Below are 17,236 nucleotides of genomic sequence, written 5' to 3' on the forward strand. Positions count from 1 at the left end.
GGCGCCCGGGCCGACGCTCAGAGGCTCGTCCAGCAGTACAGGCGGTGCCCGGTGTCGTCGACGCGCACGCACAGCGACGCCAGCTCGTGGAGGGCGGCGGACAGTTCCTCCGGGTCCGAGCCCTCGAGCTCGGCCGTCGCGGACCACCGCACGGCGAGCCGGTCGATCGCGGTCGACGTGGTGGCGGCGAGCGCGGCCACGAGCTCCTCGGACACGCTGACCACCCACGGCCCTTCGTCGCCCGCGCTCGCGACGAGCGTCCCGTGCCGGGGATGGCGGACCACCTCCGCGTACGGCCGGTGGACGAGGAGGCTCGTCAGCGTGCCGAGCACCACGAACGGGTCGATGCCGGGGAGCTCGACGGCCGCGAAGGTGCGCCGCATCGTCGCGGGGTCGACGGCGCGTGGGCCCTGGACGGCGACGCTCGCCGCGCGCTCGTCGCCCTCGGCTGCGAAGTAGTCGGTGAGGAGGACCATGGCGGTCGATCCTCGCAGGCTGTCGGACGCCGTGGGTCACGACCGTGTCACCGTCGTGTGACGAAGCGGGTCCCTCGGCCGTGCGCGCTGCGTCAGACCTCCGCGACCCAGCGGTGCTCGACGACGTCCCGCACGCCCGTCGCGAGGGTGCGGGTCCGGCCGTCCGGCCCCAGCCCGGCACCGGAGAGGAACGCCTCGCGCCCGGCGTCGCCGTCGAGGACCCACGTGACGAGCTCGCTCGCGCCGTCGCGCCGCAGCCGGTCCACCGCGGCGGCCAGGAGGCGCGAGCCGTGCCCGACGCGCTGGTGCCGTGGCTCGACCTCGAGCGCGAGGAGCTGACCGGGTGCGACGGCCGCGAAGCCCACGACGTCGGGGCCGTCGCACGCGACGAGCACCCCGAAGCCGGGACCGGGCGGCGACGAGATCGCGGCCGCCCACTGCTCGCGCATGCGGACGGTGTCCAGCGCGTCGAGGACGTCGTCGCCGAGCACGTCGTGGTGGTCGGCACGCCAGGCGCCCACCTGGATCGCGGTCATCGCGACGTCGTCGCCGGGGACCGCGGGTCGTACGGAGACGTCGGCGGTCTCGCGGAAGAGGCTCATGGGCCCACCCTAGGCGGGCGAGCGGTGCGCACGGTCAGCCCCAGCCGAGCGCGCGCAGCCCCGCGGCGGTCGCGGCGGCGAGGAGCACGACGACGATGAACGGCGCCCGCAGCGCGAGCGCGACGGCGGCGACGGCGATCGCCGGCAGCCGGGCGTCGACGACGATCGCCTGTCCCGCGGCGAGCGTCTGCACCGCGACGAGCGCCCCGAGGAGGGACGCCGTGACGAGCGCGGCGGTGCGGGCGACGCGCTCGTCGGCGAGCCAGTGCTCGGGCACGAGGTGACCTGCGAGCTTGAGCACGAAGCAGACCGCCGAGGCGGCGAGGACGACGAACCACACGGTGGCGGGGGACATCAGGACTCCTTGCGCGGGCGTCGTCGGGCGTCGACCTGCCCGACGAGGATCGCCGTGGCGGCCGCGGCGAGCACGGGCAGGCCCGGGGGCACGAGCGGGATGAGGACGACGGAGACGACGACGGCGGCGGCGACCGTGAGCTGCACGGCGCGGGTCGCGAGACGCGGCCACAGGAGAGCGAGGAACGCCGCGCCGGCCGCGGCGTCGAGGCCCCAGGTCCGCGGGTCGCCGAGCGCGTCGCCCGCGAGCGCGCCGACGAGCGTCATGAGGTTCCAGAGCACGAAGACACCGGCCCCGGTGAGCCAGAAGCCGACGCGCGCGGCACGGCGCGAGCGCTGCGCCGTCGCGACGGCGGCGGACTCGTCGATCGTCAGCTGCGCGCCGAGCACCTTCTGCCAGGCCCGCAGCGCGAGCAGCGGCCCGAGCTGCGCGCCGTAGAGGCTGTTGCGCACGCCGAGGAGGCCCGCCGTGGTGATCGCCGCGGCCGCGGTGCCGCCCGCACCGACCACGCCGACGAGCGCGAACTGCGACCCGCCGGAGAACATGAGCAGGCTCAGCGCCATCGTCTGGGCGACGTCGAGCCCCGCCACGACGGAGAGCGCGCCGAACGAGACGCCGTAGAGCCCGGTGGCGACGGAGACGGACACCGCCTGCCGGACGGCGCGGCGGACCTCGTCCTCGACGACGGCCTCGACCGCGTCGTCCACGCCCGGCCCGACGGTGTCGTCGGGCACCTCAGGGCCGGTCACGCGTGCGGGTCCGCGGGTCCTTCGCCGGCGGCCGCGGCGTTCGCCGCGCGCTGGTGCGCCGTGAGGGACATCCGGTCGATCGCGGCGAGGGCCAGCGCCGAGACGACGAAGGCGAGATGGATGACGACCTGCCACAGCATCACGTCGTTCGAGATGCGCCCGCTCGAGGACTCGATGAACGTGCGGAGCAGGTGGATGGACGAGATCCCGACGATCGACATGGCGAGCTTGGTCTTGAGCACGTTTGCGTTGACGTGGCTCAGCCACTCGGGCTGGTCCGGGTGGCCCTCGAGCCGGATGCGCGAGACGAACGTCTCGTACCCGCCGACGATGACCATGATGAGGAGGTTCGAGATCATCACGACGTCGACGAGGCCGAGCACCGCGAGCATGATCTCCTCCGCGCCGAACGCGTGGGCGACCATCTCGTGCGTCTCGGGGTCCTCGACGACGTGCTCGCCCGTGAAGCCGCCGACGATGAGGTGCCACAGCTCCTTGAGGAACTGCCAGACGTAGACCACCTGGGCCACGATCAGGCCGAAGTAGAGCGGTGCCTGGAGCCAGCGGGACGCGAAGATCATGTAGCCGACGGCCGTGACGCGCGCGCTGGGCGACGGCAGGCTCGGAGCGGTCGGGGCGGGGGCGACGGGCACGGGTTCGGTCTCTCCGGGAGGTCGGGCGGCGCGGGGGAGCGAGGCGCGCTGCGCTCGGCGAGGCAGGGCCGGCGTCAGGCTACCAACGGGCAGCGACGCTCCGGTGAACCGTCCCCGGCGTCAGCGCCGTCCGTCGTCCAGCGGCCCCGGCGACCCGCGGCGAGCACGGCGGCCGGCGTCACAGGGCGACGTACACCGTCTCCTGGTACTCCTCGAGCCCGGCCTCGCCGCCCTCGCGCCCGAGCCCGGACTGCTTGAGGCCGCCGAACGGGGCGCTCGCGTCCGAGACCATGCCGCGGTTGATGCCGATCATCCCGGCCTCGATCTCCTCCGAGACGCGCACCGCGCGGTCGAGGGACGTCGTGTACGCGTACGCGGCCAGGCCGTACTCGGTCGCGTTCGCGAGCGTGATGGCCTCGTCGTCGTCGCCGAACGCGACCACGGGCGCGACCGGACCGAAGATCTCCTCGGTGACCACGCGCGCGTCGGGGTCCACGCCGGACAGCACCGTGGGTGCGTAGAAGTGCCCGACGTCGCGCGGCCGGCGCGCGCCGGTGAGGACCTGGGCGCCGCCGTCGGACGCCGCGCCGACGAGCTCCTCGACGGCGTCCACCGCCTTCGCCTCGATGAGCGGCCCCACCTGCACGCCGTCCTCGGCGCCCGGTCCGACGCGCAGGTCCTCGAACGCGGTGGCGAGACGCTGGGCGAACTCGCGCGCCACGGCGTCGTGCACGAGGAAGCGGTTGGCGGCGACGCAGCTCTGGCCGGCGTTGCGCAGCTTGGCGACGAGCGCGCCCTCGACGGCCGCGTCGAGGTCCGCGTCGTCGAACACGACGAACGGTGCGTTGCCGCCGAGCTCCATCGAGGTCCGCAGCACCTGCTGCGCGGCCTTCTCCAGCAGCGTGCGCCCGACGGCCGTCGAGCCCGTGAACGACAGCTTGCGCAGGCGCGGGTCGGCGAGCAGGGGCTCGCTGACGTCCGCCGCGCGCGACGACGGCACGACGTTGACGACCCCCACCGGCAGGCCGCGCTCGGCGAGCTCGGACCGGATCACCTCGGCGACGAGCGCCGTCGTGAGGGGCGTGAGGCGTGCGGGCTTGATGACGACCGGGCAGCCGGCGGCGAGCGCCGGGCCGATCTTGCGCGTGGCCATCGCGATGGGGAAGTTCCACGGCGTGATGAGCAGGGCCGGCCCGACCGGGCGGCGGTGGACCAGCTGCCGGTTGCCGCCCCCCGGGGCGGTGCGCACGAGCCCCTCCGCGCGGACGGCCTGTTCGGCGTACCAGCGCAGGAAGTCGGCGCCGTAGAGCACCTCGGCGCGCGCCTCGGCGAGCGGCTTGCCGCACTCGGCCGTGATGAGGGCCGCGACGTCGTCGGCGCGCGCGACGAGCCGGTCGTAGACGGCGCGCAGCACCTCGCCGCGCTCGCGCGGCGGCGTCGCGCGCCACGCGGGGGCGGCCCGGTGCGCGGCGTCGAGCGCGCGCAGGGCGTCCGCCGGGCTCGCGTCGGCGACGTCGAACAGGGACTCCTCGGTCGCCGGGTCCTCGACCTCGAACGTCCGCCCGCCCTCGGCCGGCCCCCAGCGGCCGTCGACGAGCAGGCCCGTGGGCACGTGCGCGACGAGCGCGGGGGACAGGTGCGAGGCAGACGCCGGGCGGGACATGGTCCGAGTATCGCCCTGCACCGCGGACCGGCGCACCCGGGCGGGGCGTGGTCGCCGCGCCCCCCCGGGACCGGTGGCACGGTAGTTTGTGCACATGGTCCTTCCCACCACCCCCGCGCGCCCGTTCGGGGCCGTCCTCACCGCGATGATCACGCCGATGACGCCCGACGGCGCCGTCGACCTCGAGGCGGCGGCGCGGCTCGCGGAGCGTCTGGTGGACGACGGCAACGACGGGCTCGTGCTCAACGGCACGACGGGGGAGTCCCCGACCACCCACGCCCCGGAGAAGGCGGACCTGGTGCGCGTCGTCGTCGAGGCCGTGGGGGACCGGGCCGCGGTCGTCGCGGGAGCGGGGTCCAACGACACGGACCACGCACTGCGGATGGCCGAGCAGGCGGCCGATGCGGGGGCCGACGGCCTGCTGGTCGTCTCGCCCTACTACTCGCGGCCGAACCAGGAAGGCCTCTACCGGCACTTCGTCGCCGTCGCGGACGCCACCGACCTGCCCGTCATGCTCTACGACGTGCCCGGCCGCACCGCGGTGCGGATCGCCCCGGAGACCTACGCGCGCGTCGCCGCCCACGAGCGGGTCGTCGCGACGAAGGACGCGTCGGGCGACGTGTACGCCGCGGCCTCGCTCGCCGCCTCGACCGGTCTCGCCGTGTACAGCGGTGACGACACGCTGCTGCTCCCGTTCCTCGCGCACGGCGGGGCCGGCATCGTCGGGGTCGCGTCCCACGTGGTCGCGTCGCGGTACGCCGAGGTCGTGCGCCGGTTCGACGCGGGCGACCACGCCGGCGCCCTCGAGGTCTTCCTCACCACCGTGCCCGTCATCGACGCGCTCAACGGCGCCGGCTTCCAGGCGGGGATGGCCAAGGCCGCCGTCGAGCTGCTCGGCATCACCGACAACCGCCACCTGCGGCTGCCCAACGTCGCGGCGAGCGAGGAGGAGGTCGCGCTCGTGCGCGACGCCCTCGCCGCCGCGGGGCTGCTCCCCGCGGCGGCCCAGGCCGCGCGGTAGCGCGGCCACCAGACATCGATCCATCGGCTCAGCCACGACAGGAGGCCCTATGAGCCACCCCCATCCCGAACTCTCCCTACCTCCCGAGCTCCCGGCCGGAGGGCTGCGCATCGTCGCCCTCGGCGGTCTCGGCGAGGTCGGGCGCAACATGGCCGTCCTCGAGTACGACGGGCGCCTGCTCGTCATCGACTGCGGCGTCCTCTTCCCCGAGGACAACCAGCCGGGCGTCGACCTCATCCTCCCGGACTTCGACTACATCGCCGACCGTCTCGACGACATCGAGGCGATCGTCCTCACGCACGGCCACGAGGACCACATCGGCGCGGTGCCGTACCTGCTGCGCCTGCGGCGCGACATCCCGCTCGTCGGGTCCCAGCTCACCCTCGCGTTCGTCGAGGCGAAGCTCAAGGAGCACCGCATCGCGCCCGTGACGCTCGCCGTGAAGGAGGGCCAGGTCGAGCAGCTCGGCGTCTTCCGCTGCGAGTTCGTCGCCGTGAACCACTCCATCCCGGACGCCCTCGCGGTCGCCGTCACCACGGGGGCCGGCACGGTCCTGCACACGGGCGACTTCAAGATGGACCAGCTCCCGATGGACGGTCGCATCACCGACCTGCGCGCCTTCGCGCGCCTGGGCGAGCAGGGCGTCGACCTCTTCATGGTCGACTCCACCAACGCCGAGGTGCCGGGCTTCGTCACGCCCGAGGTCGAGATCGGCCCCGTGCTCGACAACGTCTTCGCGCAGTCGGAGAAGCGCATCATCGTCGCGTCCTTCTCCTCCCACGTGCACCGCGTCCAGCAGGTCCTCAACGCGGCGCACCACCACGGCCGGCGCGTCGCCCTCGTCGGTCGCTCGATGGTCCGCAACATGACCATCGCGTCGGAGCTCGGGTATCTGCACGTGCCCGAGGGCGTGCTCATCGACCTCAAGAAGGTCGACTCGCTGCGCGACGACGAGATCGTCCTCATGTGCACCGGGTCGCAGGGCGAGCCGATGGCTGCCCTGAGCCGCATGGCGAACGGCGACCACAAGGTCTCCGTCGGCATGGGGGACACCGTGATCCTCGCGTCGTCGCTCATCCCGGGCAACGAGAACGCCGTGTTCCGGATCATCAACGGCCTCACGCGGCTCGGGGCGCGCGTCGTGCACGGCGGCAACGCCAAGGTGCACGTGTCGGGCCACGCGAGCGCCGGCGAGCTCCTCTACTGCTACAACGTGCTCAAGCCGAAGAACGTCATGCCGGTGCACGGCGAGGTCCGCCACCTCGTGGCGAACGGCGCGCTCGCGGTCCGGACGGGCGTGCCCGCGGACCGCGTCGTGCTCGCCGAGGACGGGGTCGTGGTCGACCTCGTCGACGGCAAGGCGTCCGTCGTCGGCGCCGTGCCGTGCGGCTACGTGTACGTCGACGGGTCGAGCGTCGGTGAGCTCACCGACGCCGAGCTCAAGGACCGGCGCATCCTCGGCGAGGAGGGCTTCGTCTCCGTCTTCGCCGTCGTGGACTCCGCCACCGGAAAGGTGCTCGCCGGGCCGCAGATCCTCGCGCGCGGCTTCGCCGAGGACGACGCGGTGTTCGAGGGCATCCGGCCCGACGTCATCCAGGCGCTCGAGGACGCGATCGCCGGCGGGGCGACGGACACCCACCAGCTCCAGCAGGTGATGCGGCGCGTCATCGGCCGCTGGGTGTCGAACCGCCTGCGGCGCCGTCCGATGATCGTGCCGGTCGTCGTCGAGGCCTGACGTCGGACACGTGCTCCTCGGGCTCGGCGGGATCGCTATGCTGGCGCCCCGCTCGAGCCCGAGGAGGCTGCAGTGACGCACCACGAGTCCTACGGGGGGTCGCCCCAGGGGCCGCCGCCGAACCTTCCGCCCGGTCCGCCCGCGTACGGCGCCCAGCCCGCGTACGGCGTACCGCCCGCGTACGGCGTACCGCCCGCGTACGGCGTACCGCCCGCGTACGGCGCGCAGGCCCCGTACGGCGCACCGCCTGCGCACGGCGTCCGGGCCCCGTACGGCGGATACACGCCGCTCCCGACGGTGCCGGGGGGTCTCGGCACGGCGAGCATCGTGCTGGCCGCGGCCGTGTCGGTGCTTCAGGCGGCCTCCTGGCTCACGTCGTTCTCGGCGGCGGAAGAGTTCGCGCAGGCGGCGCGGGTCGGCATCCCGAGCGCCGAGGTGTTCACGACGTACGACGCCGTCGGCGGCGTGCTCGTGGCCGCGCAGCTCGCGGCGGCGATCGTCACGTGCGTGTGGCTGTGGCAGAGCCGCACCTTCGCGGAGGCCGTCTCGCCCAGGGCGCACCACGCACGCAGTCGGGTGTGGACCTGGCTGGGGTGGATCGTGCCGGTCGTCGCGTTCTGGTTCCCGTACCAGGTCGTGCGCGACGTGCGCGCGGCCACGGTGCGCGACCCGCGCGTCGCCCTCGGCTGGTGGTGGGCCGGGTGGCTGCTCTTCGGTCTGGCGACCAACGTCGAGGCCCAGTTCACGTCGTCCTCGTCGGCCGGCGCGTACGAGACGTTCACCATCCTGCCCGTCGCCGAGACGGTCGGTACGGCCGCAGTCGCCCTCGCACTCGTGATGTGGGTCCGGGTGGTCCGGGAGATCACGGCCGGCCAGCGAGCCGCGGCGGCTCCCGACCCGGCCGGGGCGCCCTGGTCCTGACGGCGACGAGCGCGCGGGTCGAGCGGGCGCCGGGTGCCTCGGCCCGACCCGCGCTCCGGGGTCAGGCCGTCGCAGGTGCGGTGAGAGCGCGGCCGACCGCGACGGTCGCCGCGGTGTAGCGCGTTTCGCGTTCCGCCTCGTCACCGGGGACGAGCCCGGAGAGCTCGAGCGACGCGAGCCCGTGCACCAGTCCCCACAGGCCGAACGCGACGTCTTGGACCCGGCTCGTGCCGGAGCCGGGAAGGACCCGAGCGACGGCGTCGCGCAGGACGCCGAACGTGGGCTGCGCGACGGCGTCCGGGGCACCGACCGCAGGACGCACGCCGCGCCCGAACATGGCCGCGTAGAAGTGCGGGTCGCTGACCGCGAAGGCCCGGTACGCGAGGCCGAGCGCGGCGAGGTCGGCGCCCGGCTCGTCGGTGCGCGGGACGGCGTCGAGGAACGCGGCGAACCGGCGGAAACCCTCGGCGGAGACGGCGGCGACGAGGTCGTCCCGGCTGCCGAACAGCGCGTACACCGCGGACGGGCTCGTGCCCGCCTCGGTCGCGATCGACCGGACGGTGACGGCGGCCTCGCCGTGCTCGGAGATCGCGCGCGACGCGACGTCGAGGAGGCGGTCGCGCAGGGCGTCGTCGTGCAGTCGGGGGCGGGCCACGGACCGAGTCTAGAGGCCTTGACCAAAGTTTGCGAACGATGTTTTATAACAGTGTTCCCAAACTCGTCCGCAGGTGGCGGACGAGGTCCCGCCGTCTTCGGAGGTCCCCCGTGCTCGAGCTCACCGACCCCGCCCGCATCACCGCGGGCATCGTCCTCCTCACCGTCGTCGGCATCGAGTCGGGCGGCGCGTTCCTCGTCCGGGTGGTCACGGGCAAGGTCGCCGCGACCGGCTTCCAGACGTCGTTCTTCCGCGCCGGGCACGCGCACGCCGGCGTGCTCGTCATCCTCGGGCTCGTCTGCCTCCTGCTCGCCGAGGCGACGGATCTCACCGGGTTCTGGCGCTGGCTCGGTGCGACCGGAGTCCTGGTCGCCGCGATCGTCATGCCCGCCGGGTTCTTCCTCTCGGCGATCGGTGCCGGGCGTGAGGTGCCCAACCGCGCCGTCGTGCTGCTGCCGGTGGGCGCCACGGTCCTCGCGGCAGGCGTCGTCACGCTCGGGCTCGGCCTGCTCCTGGCGTGACACCTCGCGGCCGTCGCGTCGCGAGCGCGTCGGCCGTCAGGAGCGCAGCGCCGCGAGCTGGTCGGTGTGCCAGTCGACGACGTAGCCGGACAGCCGGGGGTCCTCGACGGCGGGGCCGCCCGACGCGGCCCGCTCCAGCGCGTCGAGGTACGCGCGGTCCGCGGCGAACCGGCGAGCGACGGCCGACGGCCCGGCGGCGGGGGAGCCGTGGCCCGGCACGAGCACCCGCACGTCGCGCCCCGCCTCCTCGAGGACGTCGAGCGCGACGCGGTACGTGCCGACCGGGTCGGGTGCGCTCGTGTCGACGAGCGGCACCTCGGTGTCGGACAGCATGTCGCCGGCGAGCAGGACCCCCGCGACGACGAGCGCGGCGTGGCCCGGCGCGTGGGCGTCGTGCCCGACGACGCGTGGCGGCCCGACGGCGACGGCCGCGCCGGCCGCGGTGGGCAGCGCCGCCGGCTCGTCGGGCCACGGGAGGACGGTCGCGCCGTCCGGCAGCGCGTCGAGCGCGCCCACGAGCCGGGAGTCGTGTCCCGGGGCGTCGGCGTCGACCGCTGCCAGGACCTGGCCCCGACGGCTCCCCAGCTCGGCCACCGCGCGCGCCGCCGCCCACCGCGGCACGCGGCCGAGGCCCTCGTGCCAGAGCACGTGGTCCCAGTGGGGATGGGTCGAGAAGCCGGCCGTGACGCGCCAGCCGCGCGCCGCGATCGTGTCCGCGAGTGCCGCGCACTCGCCGACGGTCACGCCGGGGTCCACGACCAGCGCCTCCCCGGAGCGCGTGACGACGACGGTGGAGGTGGTCGTCCAGATCGTCGAGGTCGCGACGTGCACGCCTGGAGCGACCTCCACGAGCGCCCTCGCACGACGCGCGTCGGGAGCCTCCCGTGCCGGACCCGTCATGTCGCCTCCCTCGCAGACACACGCGGGCGCGTCCCCGCCCGTGTCGTCCCCCACGGGTAGGTTAGGACCACTATGGCGACCCGTACGTCCCCGCAAGCGCGTCGGGCCGCGGCCAACCGCAGCACGACCGCCAGGACGGCGTCGCGCGGCAGTTCGTCCACGGCCCGCGGAGCGTCGCGCGCGGGCAACGGTCGCCAGAGCACCTCGACCCGGCGCGCGCCGGCGAGGCGACCGGCGTCGCAGCCCCCGTGGCCCGTGCGAGCGCTGCGCGGGCTCTGGCTCGGCGCGGCCCACGGCGTGGGGGCGGTCACCCGCAAGATCGGTAAGGGAGCGAGAGAGCTGGACCCCGCACATCGACGCGACGGCGTCGCGTTCTTCCTGCTCGCCCTCGCGGTCGTCGTCGCGGCGCGCGAGTGGTGGGGCATCGACGGCCCGTTCGGGGACGCGGTGCACGCCGTCGTCGCGGGCACGTTCGGGCTCGCCGGCGTCGCGGTCCCGGTCCTGCTCCTGTGGCTCGCCGTGCGGATCATGCGGCACCCGGAGCGCGCGCAGGCCAACTCCCGCGTCGCGATCGGGCTCACGCTCATCGTCGTGTCCGTGTGCTCGCTGGTTCACGTGGCGGAGGACCTCCCGGCGCCCCGGGACGGGTTCGCGGCGGTGCAGGACGCCGGGGGGATCATCGGCTACCTCGTCGCGACCCCCGTGACCACCGGCCTCACCGAGTGGTTCGCCGTGCCGATCTTCCTGCTCGTCGGCTTCTTCGGCCTGCTCGTCGTGACCGCCACGCCCGTCCACCGCATCCCGAGCCGCCTGCGCGGTGTCTACGACACGCTGACCGGCAACCACCACGAGGACGCGCAGACGGACGCGGACGGGATCCCGCTGGCCGAGGGTGTGTCGCGGCACGACGGCAGCGAGGACGGCGCCCCGACCGGACGACGGCCCCGCAAGCCGCGCAAGACGAAGGCCCAGCGTGCCGCGGAGGCCGCGGAGATCGAGAAGCCCGAGGGCGGCTTCGCGGGCGACGAGGCGTTCGAGACGGCCGCGTTCCTGGACTACGAGGACGGCACGGCGCGCCGCGGCAAGGGCCGCAAGGGCGCGGACGAGCCTGCGCCGGGCACCGCGCCGACCGAGGCGGTGCCGGCCGTGAGACCGGGCGCGGCGCAGGACACGGCGGCCGCCGGCCTCGGCGCCGTCGCCGCCACGCCGGACGACGGCCCGGGCGGCATCCCGGCACCGCCGCCGCCGAGCGAGCCGCTGCCGCGCGGGGTGCAGCCCATGCTCGAGGGCGACACCGTGTACCTCCTGCCGAACGAGGACTCGCTCGTCAAGGGCGCGCCGCACAAGGTGCGCTCGGCCGCCAACGACCGCGTCGTCGAGGCCCTCACGCAGACGTTCGAGCAGTTCGAGGTCGACGCGAAGGTCACAGGCTTCACGCGCGGACCGACGGTCACGCGGTACGAGGTGGAGGTCGGGCCGAAGGTCAAGGTCGAGCGCATCACCTCGCTGTCCAACAACATCGCCTACGCGGTGGCGAGCGCCGACGTGCGCATCCTCGCGCCGATCCCCGGCAAGTCGGCGATCGGCATCGAGATCCCCAACACCGACCGCGAGACGGTCGTCCTGGGTGACGTGCTGCGCTCCTCGGCGGCGCGCCGCACCGAGCACCCGATGGTCATGGGCGTCGGCAAGGACGTCGAGGGCGGCTACGTCGTCGCGAACCTCGCCAAGATGCCGCACATCCTCGTCGCGGGCGCCACGGGCGCCGGCAAGTCGAGCTTCATCAACTCGATGATCACGTCGATCCTCATGCGCTCCACGCCGGAGCAGGTGCGGCTCGTGCTCGTGGACCCCAAGCGTGTAGAGCTGACGATCTACGAGGGCATCCCGCACCTCATCACGCCGATCATCACCAACCCCAAGAAGGCCGCCGAGGCGCTCGACTGGGTCGTGCGCGAGATGGACGCGCGCTACGACGACCTCGCGGCGTTCGGGTACAAGCACATCGACGACTTCAACGCCGCGGTGCGCTCGGGCAAGGTCAAGCCGCTCCCGGGCTCGGAGCGCAAGATCGCGACGTACCCGTACCTGCTCGTCGTGGTGGACGAGCTCGCGGACCTCATGATGGTCGCGCCCCGCGACGTCGAGGCCTCGATCCAGCGCATCACGCAGCTCGCACGAGCGGCCGGCATCCACCTCGTGCTCGCGACGCAGCGCCCGTCGGTCGACGTCGTCACCGGTCTCATCAAGGCCAACGTGCCGTCGCGCCTGGCGTTCGCGACGTCGTCGCTCGCGGACTCGCGCGTCGTGCTGGACCAGCCGGGCGCGGAGAAGCTCATCGGGCAGGGCGACGCGCTGTTCCTGCCCATGGGGGCGGCCAAGCCGATGCGCGTGCAGGGCGCCTGGGTGTCGGAGTCCGAGGTCCACTCGGTCGTCGAGCACGTCAAGGCCCAGCTCAAGCCCGTGTACCGCGAGGACGTCGCGCAGTCCGTCACGAAGAAGCAGATCGACGAGGACATCGGCGACGACCTCGACCTGCTCCTGCAGGCCGCGGAGCTCGTCGTGACGTCGCAGTTCGGCTCGACGTCGATGCTCCAGCGCAAGCTCCGGGTCGGGTTCGCGAAGGCCGGGCGCCTCATGGACCTGCTCGAGTCCCGCGAGATCGTCGGGCCGTCGGAGGGCTCGAAGGCGCGCGAGGTGCTCGTCACGCCGGAGGAGCTGCCCTCGGCGCTCGCCCTGATCCGTGGCGAGCCGGTGCAGGAGGTCTTCGACGGTCAGGCCGAGACGCCCGCACCGGGTGGCGGCTCCGGTCGCGACTACTCCGACGGGACCGACGGCCACCTGCCACCTGCCGCGCAGGAGTACCACGACGGCGCGGACGTCGAGTCGGGCTGGCGCTGACCGAGCCCGGACCTCCGTCAGGTCACGGTGACCGACGACGACCGGCTCGTGACGCGCGGTCCGGGTCCGGTGGGTGCTGAGGGACGGGACCGTTCCGGCGCCTGGGTGCCGACGGCGGTGCGCACCCGCTCGAGACGCTCGTGCAGCTCCGCCGTCGACAGGCTGCCCTCGCCGGGAGCCGCGAGCGCGTCGACGAGGGCCCGCACGCGGTGGCCGGCGCGTCGGTCGACCGTGACGGGGGTCCATTCGACACCGGTCACGTGGGCAGGTCCGTCGGCCGGCCGGGTGACGGTCGCCGTGAGGAGGAGGCCCGAGTCGGTGCGCGGGTCGCAGCAGTCGCCGTCCTGGTTGGAGACGAGGTTGCCCAGCCCGTAGGCCACCCACATGCCCGCGCCGTCGGGCCCTCCAGGCAGGAGGGACACCGGTTGGGGCACGTGGGCGTGGTGCCCGAGGACCAGGTCCACCTGGCCGGACGCGGCGAGCGCGGCGGCGGCCTCGACCTGCTGGGCGTTCGGCGTCGAGGTGTACTCGACCCCGGCGTGGACGCTCACCACGACGACCTGCGCCCCGGCGGCGCGTGCGGCGGTGGCGCTGGCGACGAGAGCGTCGACGTCGAGCAGCGTGACCGACCAGGGCGCGTCGGCGGGGACCGGGAGCCCGTTCGTGCCGTAGGTCGCCGAGAGGTGGGCGACCGTGACGTCCTGGCCGTGCCGCGTCAGCGTGTAGAGCTGCGGTGCCGCCGCTTCCTCGGGGGTCCGAGCCGTGCCGACGTGGCCCAGACCGGCGGCGTCGAGCACGTCGAGCGTCGTGACGACCCCGGCGGTCGAGCGGTCCACCGAGTGGTTCGACGCCGTCGAGCAGCCGTCCCAGCCCTGCTCGGCCAGGTCGCGCGCGAGCTCAGGAGGCGCCGCGTAGACCGGGTACCCGCTCGGCGCGGTCCCCGGTGGGGCGAGCGGGACCTCGAGGTGGCACAGCGCCAGGTCTGCGCCCTGGACCCAGGGGTCGAGCGGCGCCAGGAGAGGGCTGAAGTCGTACCCCTGCGCCGTCCGGGCCGAGACGTTCACCGGCATGTTCGTGAGCACGTCGCCCGTGGCGGCGATCGTGAAGACCGCGTCCGGTACCGGAGCGGCCGCCGGCTCGGGCGCGATGTCCCGTGCGCCGGCAACCGGCTCGTCGACGAGGGGGGCGCGGGGATCGGACGCCGGGCCGGTGCTCCCGGCGAGGACGGAGGCTCCCGTGCCGGCCGCGGCGGCGAGGACGGCCACCGCGACACCGGCGCCCAGGGCGCGCGCCGGCCGCGCGGTCCCGCGGCGTTCGTGGCGTTGCACGGGCGGGAGCGTACCGCAGTCGGCCGAGCGTCCGGCAGCCCCTAGGCTGGGTGCGTGGTCACAGCCGTCCCGTCACCGTGGAACTCTGCGAACATCGTCACGATGGTCCGGATCCTCCTCGTCCCCGTCTTCGCGTGGGCGCTCGTCGTCGACGGCGGAGACTCCGTGACGTGGCGGCTCGTCGCGACCGGGATCTTCGTCCTGGCCGCGGCGTCGGACCGCCTCGACGGTTACCTCGCGCGCCGGTACGAGCTCGTGACGGACCTCGGCAAGCTCCTCGACCCGATCGCCGACAAGCTCCTGATCGGCACGGCCCTCGTGCTGCTCGCGTGGCCGCTCGGGGAGCTGCCCTGGTGGGTGCCCGTCGTCGTCCTCGTGCGCGAGCTCGGCATCACCGTCATGCGCCTCGCGGTGCTCAAGTACGCCGTCATGCCGGCGTCGCGGGGCGGCAAGCTCAAGACGGTCCTCCAGTCCGTCGCGATCACGCTCTTCCTCCTGCCCCTCGCGCACCTGCCCGCCTGGATCGGCGTCGTCGCGTGGATCGTGCTCGGGGCCGCGATCGTCGTCACCGTCGTCACGGGCGTCGAGTACGCGTACCAGGGCTGGCGGCTGCGCCGCGACGCGATCCGGAGCGCGCGCGCCGGAGCCGGTCAGGGCCCGGCGACCGTCCCGTGACCGGGTTGCCCGAGCAGCTGCTCGCCGCGCTCGAGGCGCGCGGGTGGACGGCCGCGACGGCCGAGTCGCTCACGGGCGGTCTCGTCGCGGCGACGCTCGTCGACGTGCCCGGCGCGTCGCGCGTCCTGCGCGGGGGAGTGGTGGCGTACGCGACCGACGTGAAGGCGTCGGTGCTGGGGGTCGACGCCGGGCTCCTGGCCCGCCGCGGCGCCGTCGACCCGGACGTCGCGACGCAGATGGCAGCGGGCGTGCGGACGGCCCTCGGCGCCGACGTGGGCCTGGCGACGACCGGCGTCGCAGGACCCGACCCGCAGGACGGGCACCCACCGGGCCTCGTCCACGTCGCCGTGCGGACCCCGGCGGGCGGGGCCGTGCGCACGCTGCACGTGCCGGGCGACCGGGGCGACGTGCGCCGCGCGGCCACGGAGGCCGCCCTCGGGCTCGCGCTGCGGCTCAGCGCGGCTGGCTCGGACGGCGCGGGCGACGACGGCGCGGGCGACGACGGTCGGGGCGCGAGCGCGCGCGGGTGAAATCCTGTCCGTCCACGGCGCTCGTGCGCGCACGGCGTGGAGGGAGGGTGAATCCGATCCCGACGGGCCGGAAGCAGGCGCCCGAGCGGGAACAACACCCTGCGGTGGCGCGTTGCACAGCACGTGATCGCGAACAGGACCGCCAGCCGCCCCGTCGGCCGTCCGGACGCCGCCTCGCCGGGACGTCCAGGGAGCCGGACCGGGGACGTGAGCGGGCAGCGCGCGGGGTACGGTAGGACGACCCCCGCACGCGGGGTACGTACGAGCACCAACAGTTCGCGCACCCAGGTGGGAGCCCGGCCGGCTCCCGGGGGCGCACGGGACACGGAAGGGGGCCGCCAGATGATTGTTCTTCGACGCGAGATCGGGGACGTGCTGCGAGACGCTCGCCAGCGACAGGGGCGCACCCTGCGCGAGGTGTCCTCCGCCGCACGTGTCTCGCTCGGGTACCTGAGCGAGGTCGAGCGCGGCCAGAAGGAAGCGTCGTCCGAGCTGCTCGGGTCGATCTGCGAGGCGCTCGACGTCCCGCTGTCGCTCGTGCTGCGCGAGGTCAGCGACCGCGTCGCCGTCGCCGAGGGTCTGCTCATCCCGGACACGATCCCGGCCGACTTCGCGACGGCCGTGCTCGGGCGCCAGCACCCCGAGGGGACGACGCGCCGCGAGGACCTGCAGCCGGTCGGCTGACCGGTCGCCCGCCCGGCGTCGGGCGGACGGTCTCAGCCCCGCGGGGCCTGGCACGACGGACAGTAGAAGATCGGACGGTCGTAGGGTGGTTCGTTCGCCCGACCGACCTCGACGGGCGTGCCGCACCGGTGGCACGCCCGTCCTTCGCGTCCGTGCACGTGCCGGACGTAGCCGGCACCACGGGAGAACCCGTTCTGCACGCTGTGCTGCACCAGGCGGCGCGCCGTGAGCAGGAGCCCGGCGAGGTCGGGCACGTCCCGCACCGGCGTCCAGGGCCAGATCCCCAGCGCGTGCAGCGGCTCCGCGGTCCAGATGGTGCCGAGGCCGGCGACCAGGTGCTGGTCGAGCAGCGCCTCCGCCACGGGGACGCCGGTCGCGACCCGCTCCGGCCGGTGACGTGGCCCCCGGCCCCCGACGGCGTCGTCGGCCAGGAGGCGCTCGACGGCCTCGAGCACGCCCTGCTCCGGGAAGTCGTCCGCGAGCACGTCGGGTCCGAGAGCGCCGAGGATCCGGTGCTCGTCGCTCGTGCGGAGCACGTGGAGCATCCCGATCCGCACACCGAGGGCCGTCCACCACGCGTTGGCGAGGACGACGCGGACGGTGGGACCCGCACCGCGTGCTGACGACGTGCCGGTGCGCGCGACGTGCCACTCGCCCTCCATGCGCAGGTGGGTGTGCAGAGACCAGCCGTCGTCGAACCGCGTGAGCAGGTGCTTGCCGTACGGGACGACGGAGGTGACGGTCCGGCCCGCGAGGTCGTGCTCCGCCGCGCTCGGCCAGCGCAGCTCCGAGCGCACGATCTCGCGGGCGGTGAGCGCCTCGTCGAGCCGTGTCGCCGTGAGGCGCACGACGTCACCCTCGGGCACG

18 protein-coding genes are annotated in these 17,236 nt (G+C 74.5%); 8 read left to right on the forward strand and 10 right to left on the reverse strand.

The genetic code is table 11. The annotated features are described in order from the left end of the window. Window positions 1-17: 17 nt before the first annotated feature. The 6 genes from V5D56_RS12285 to V5D56_RS12310 form a co-directional block, all read right to left on the reverse strand. The gene (locus tag V5D56_RS12285) at window positions 18-476 is read right to left on the reverse strand and encodes a hypothetical protein (protein WP_435735611.1); all 459 of its coding nucleotides are present in this window, start codon (window positions 474-476) and stop codon (window positions 18-20) included. Between the two features lie 92 nt (window positions 477-568). Continuing rightward, entirely contained in the window at window positions 569-1,078 is a 510-nt protein-coding gene (locus V5D56_RS12290; RefSeq protein ID WP_435735612.1) for an N-acetyltransferase family protein, read from the reverse strand. A gap of 34 nt (window positions 1,079-1,112) precedes the next feature. Next, window positions 1,113-1,433, reverse strand: coding sequence for an AzlD domain-containing protein (locus V5D56_RS12295; RefSeq protein ID WP_435735613.1), 321 nt, complete (start codon window positions 1,431-1,433; stop codon window positions 1,113-1,115). After that, window positions 1,433-2,140: an AzlC family ABC transporter permease gene (locus V5D56_RS12300; RefSeq protein WP_435739021.1), complete on the reverse strand. Its 708-nt coding sequence runs from the start codon at window positions 2,138-2,140 to the stop codon at window positions 1,433-1,435. Before V5D56_RS12300 ends, V5D56_RS12295 begins: the two co-directional genes overlap by 1 nt. 38 nt (window positions 2,141-2,178) lie before the next feature. Beyond that, window positions 2,179-2,835 carry a TIGR00645 family protein gene (locus tag V5D56_RS12305; protein ID WP_435735614.1) on the reverse strand — a complete coding sequence of 219 codons (657 nt, stop codon included), beginning with the start codon at window positions 2,833-2,835 and terminating at the stop codon, window positions 2,179-2,181. Window positions 2,836-3,013: 178 nt separating this feature from the next. Then, a complete protein-coding gene (locus V5D56_RS12310; RefSeq protein WP_435735615.1) occupies window positions 3,014-4,498 on the reverse strand; it encodes an NAD-dependent succinate-semialdehyde dehydrogenase in 1,485 nt (494 codons plus the stop codon). Between the two features lie 94 nt (window positions 4,499-4,592). On the opposite strand from V5D56_RS12310, the gene dapA reads away from it, so the two are divergent. The 3 genes from dapA (at window position 4,593) to V5D56_RS12325 (ending at window position 8,175) form a co-directional block, all read left to right on the forward strand. Further along, window positions 4,593-5,519 carry a 4-hydroxy-tetrahydrodipicolinate synthase gene (dapA, locus tag V5D56_RS12315; protein WP_435735616.1) on the forward strand — a complete coding sequence of 309 codons (927 nt, stop codon included), beginning with the start codon at window positions 4,593-4,595 and terminating at the stop codon, window positions 5,517-5,519. A gap of 49 nt (window positions 5,520-5,568) precedes the next feature. After that, window positions 5,569-7,254, forward strand: a complete 1,686-nt coding sequence (locus V5D56_RS12320) for a ribonuclease J (protein ID WP_435735617.1) — start codon at window positions 5,569-5,571, stop codon at window positions 7,252-7,254. 72 nt (window positions 7,255-7,326) lie between these two features. Further along, window positions 7,327-8,175: a DUF4328 domain-containing protein gene (locus tag V5D56_RS12325; RefSeq protein ID WP_435735618.1), complete on the forward strand. Its 849-nt coding sequence runs from the start codon at window positions 7,327-7,329 to the stop codon at window positions 8,173-8,175. A 61-nt stretch (window positions 8,176-8,236) separates the two neighbouring features. Here the strand turns inward: V5D56_RS12325 and V5D56_RS12330 are convergent, their stop codons facing one another. Continuing rightward, window positions 8,237-8,830: a TetR/AcrR family transcriptional regulator gene (locus V5D56_RS12330; RefSeq protein ID WP_435735619.1), complete on the reverse strand. Its 594-nt coding sequence runs from the start codon at window positions 8,828-8,830 to the stop codon at window positions 8,237-8,239. Window positions 8,831-8,940: 110 nt separating this feature from the next. On the opposite strand from V5D56_RS12330, the gene V5D56_RS12335 reads away from it, so the two are divergent. Then, the gene (locus V5D56_RS12335; RefSeq protein ID WP_435735620.1) at window positions 8,941-9,351 is read left to right on the forward strand and encodes a hypothetical protein; all 411 of its coding nucleotides are present in this window, start codon (window positions 8,941-8,943) and stop codon (window positions 9,349-9,351) included. A 36-nt stretch (window positions 9,352-9,387) separates the two neighbouring features. Here V5D56_RS12335 and V5D56_RS12340 read toward each other — a convergent pair whose 3' ends face one another. Continuing rightward, the gene (locus V5D56_RS12340) at window positions 9,388-10,251 is read right to left on the reverse strand and encodes an MBL fold metallo-hydrolase (RefSeq protein WP_435735621.1); all 864 of its coding nucleotides are present in this window, start codon (window positions 10,249-10,251) and stop codon (window positions 9,388-9,390) included. 72 nt (window positions 10,252-10,323) lie between these two features. Between V5D56_RS12340 and V5D56_RS12345 the strand changes: the two genes are divergently transcribed. Further along, complete coding sequence (locus V5D56_RS12345) at window positions 10,324-13,152, forward strand: DNA translocase FtsK 4TM domain-containing protein (protein ID WP_435735622.1); 2,829 nt, start codon at window positions 10,324-10,326, stop codon at window positions 13,150-13,152. Window positions 13,153-13,169: 17 nt separating this feature from the next. Here the strand turns inward: V5D56_RS12345 and V5D56_RS12350 are convergent, their stop codons facing one another. Beyond that, entirely contained in the window at window positions 13,170-14,480 is a 1,311-nt protein-coding gene (locus V5D56_RS12350) for a CapA family protein (protein ID WP_435735623.1), read from the reverse strand. A 54-nt stretch (window positions 14,481-14,534) separates the two neighbouring features. Between V5D56_RS12350 and pgsA the strand changes: the two genes are divergently transcribed. The 3 genes from pgsA (at window position 14,535) to V5D56_RS12365 (ending at window position 16,369) form a co-directional block, all read left to right on the forward strand. Then, complete coding sequence (gene pgsA / locus V5D56_RS12355; protein WP_435735624.1) at window positions 14,535-15,155, forward strand: CDP-diacylglycerol--glycerol-3-phosphate 3-phosphatidyltransferase; 621 nt, start codon at window positions 14,535-14,537, stop codon at window positions 15,153-15,155. Continuing rightward, window positions 15,152-15,685, forward strand: coding sequence for a CinA family protein (locus V5D56_RS12360; RefSeq protein WP_435735625.1), 534 nt, complete (start codon window positions 15,152-15,154; stop codon window positions 15,683-15,685). The genes pgsA and V5D56_RS12360 overlap by 4 nt, the downstream gene beginning before the upstream one ends. Window positions 15,686-16,027: 342 nt before the next feature. Beyond that, window positions 16,028-16,369, forward strand: coding sequence for a helix-turn-helix domain-containing protein (locus V5D56_RS12365; RefSeq protein ID WP_229244627.1), 342 nt, complete (start codon window positions 16,028-16,030; stop codon window positions 16,367-16,369). Between the two features lie 32 nt (window positions 16,370-16,401). Here the strand turns inward: V5D56_RS12365 and V5D56_RS12370 are convergent, their stop codons facing one another. After that, window positions 16,402-17,235, reverse strand: a complete 834-nt coding sequence (locus V5D56_RS12370) for a DNA-formamidopyrimidine glycosylase family protein (protein ID WP_435735626.1) — start codon at window positions 17,233-17,235, stop codon at window positions 16,402-16,404. Window position 17,236 lies beyond the last annotated feature (1 nt).

The sequence above is a fragment of the Cellulosimicrobium sp. PMB13 genome, assembly GCF_051294865.1.
GTDB lineage: Bacteria > Actinomycetota > Actinomycetes > Actinomycetales > Cellulomonadaceae > Cellulosimicrobium.

Excerpts from the sequence above, each read along its gene's own strand:
- V5D56_RS12285 (WP_435735611.1), bottom strand. The coding sequence starts at position 476 with ATGGTCCTCCTCACCGACTACTTCGCAGCCGAGGGCGACGAGCGCGCG.
- V5D56_RS12290 (WP_435735612.1), bottom strand. The coding sequence starts at position 1,078 with ATGAGCCTCTTCCGCGAGACCGCCGACGTCTCCGTACGACCCGCGGTC.
- V5D56_RS12295 (WP_435735613.1), bottom strand. The coding sequence starts at position 1,433 with ATGTCCCCCGCCACCGTGTGGTTCGTCGTCCTCGCCGCCTCGGCGGTC.
- V5D56_RS12310 (WP_435735615.1), bottom strand. The coding sequence starts at position 4,498 with ATGTCCCGCCCGGCGTCTGCCTCGCACCTGTCCCCCGCGCTCGTCGCG.
- dapA (WP_435735616.1), top strand. The coding sequence starts at position 4,593 with ATGGTCCTTCCCACCACCCCCGCGCGCCCGTTCGGGGCCGTCCTCACC.
- V5D56_RS12320 (WP_435735617.1), top strand. The coding sequence starts at position 5,569 with ATGAGCCACCCCCATCCCGAACTCTCCCTACCTCCCGAGCTCCCGGCC.
- V5D56_RS12340 (WP_435735621.1), bottom strand. The coding sequence starts at position 10,251 with ATGACGGGTCCGGCACGGGAGGCTCCCGACGCGCGTCGTGCGAGGGCG.
- V5D56_RS12345 (WP_435735622.1), top strand. The coding sequence starts at position 10,324 with ATGGCGACCCGTACGTCCCCGCAAGCGCGTCGGGCCGCGGCCAACCGC.
- V5D56_RS12365 (WP_229244627.1), top strand. The coding sequence starts at position 16,028 with ATGATTGTTCTTCGACGCGAGATCGGGGACGTGCTGCGAGACGCTCGC.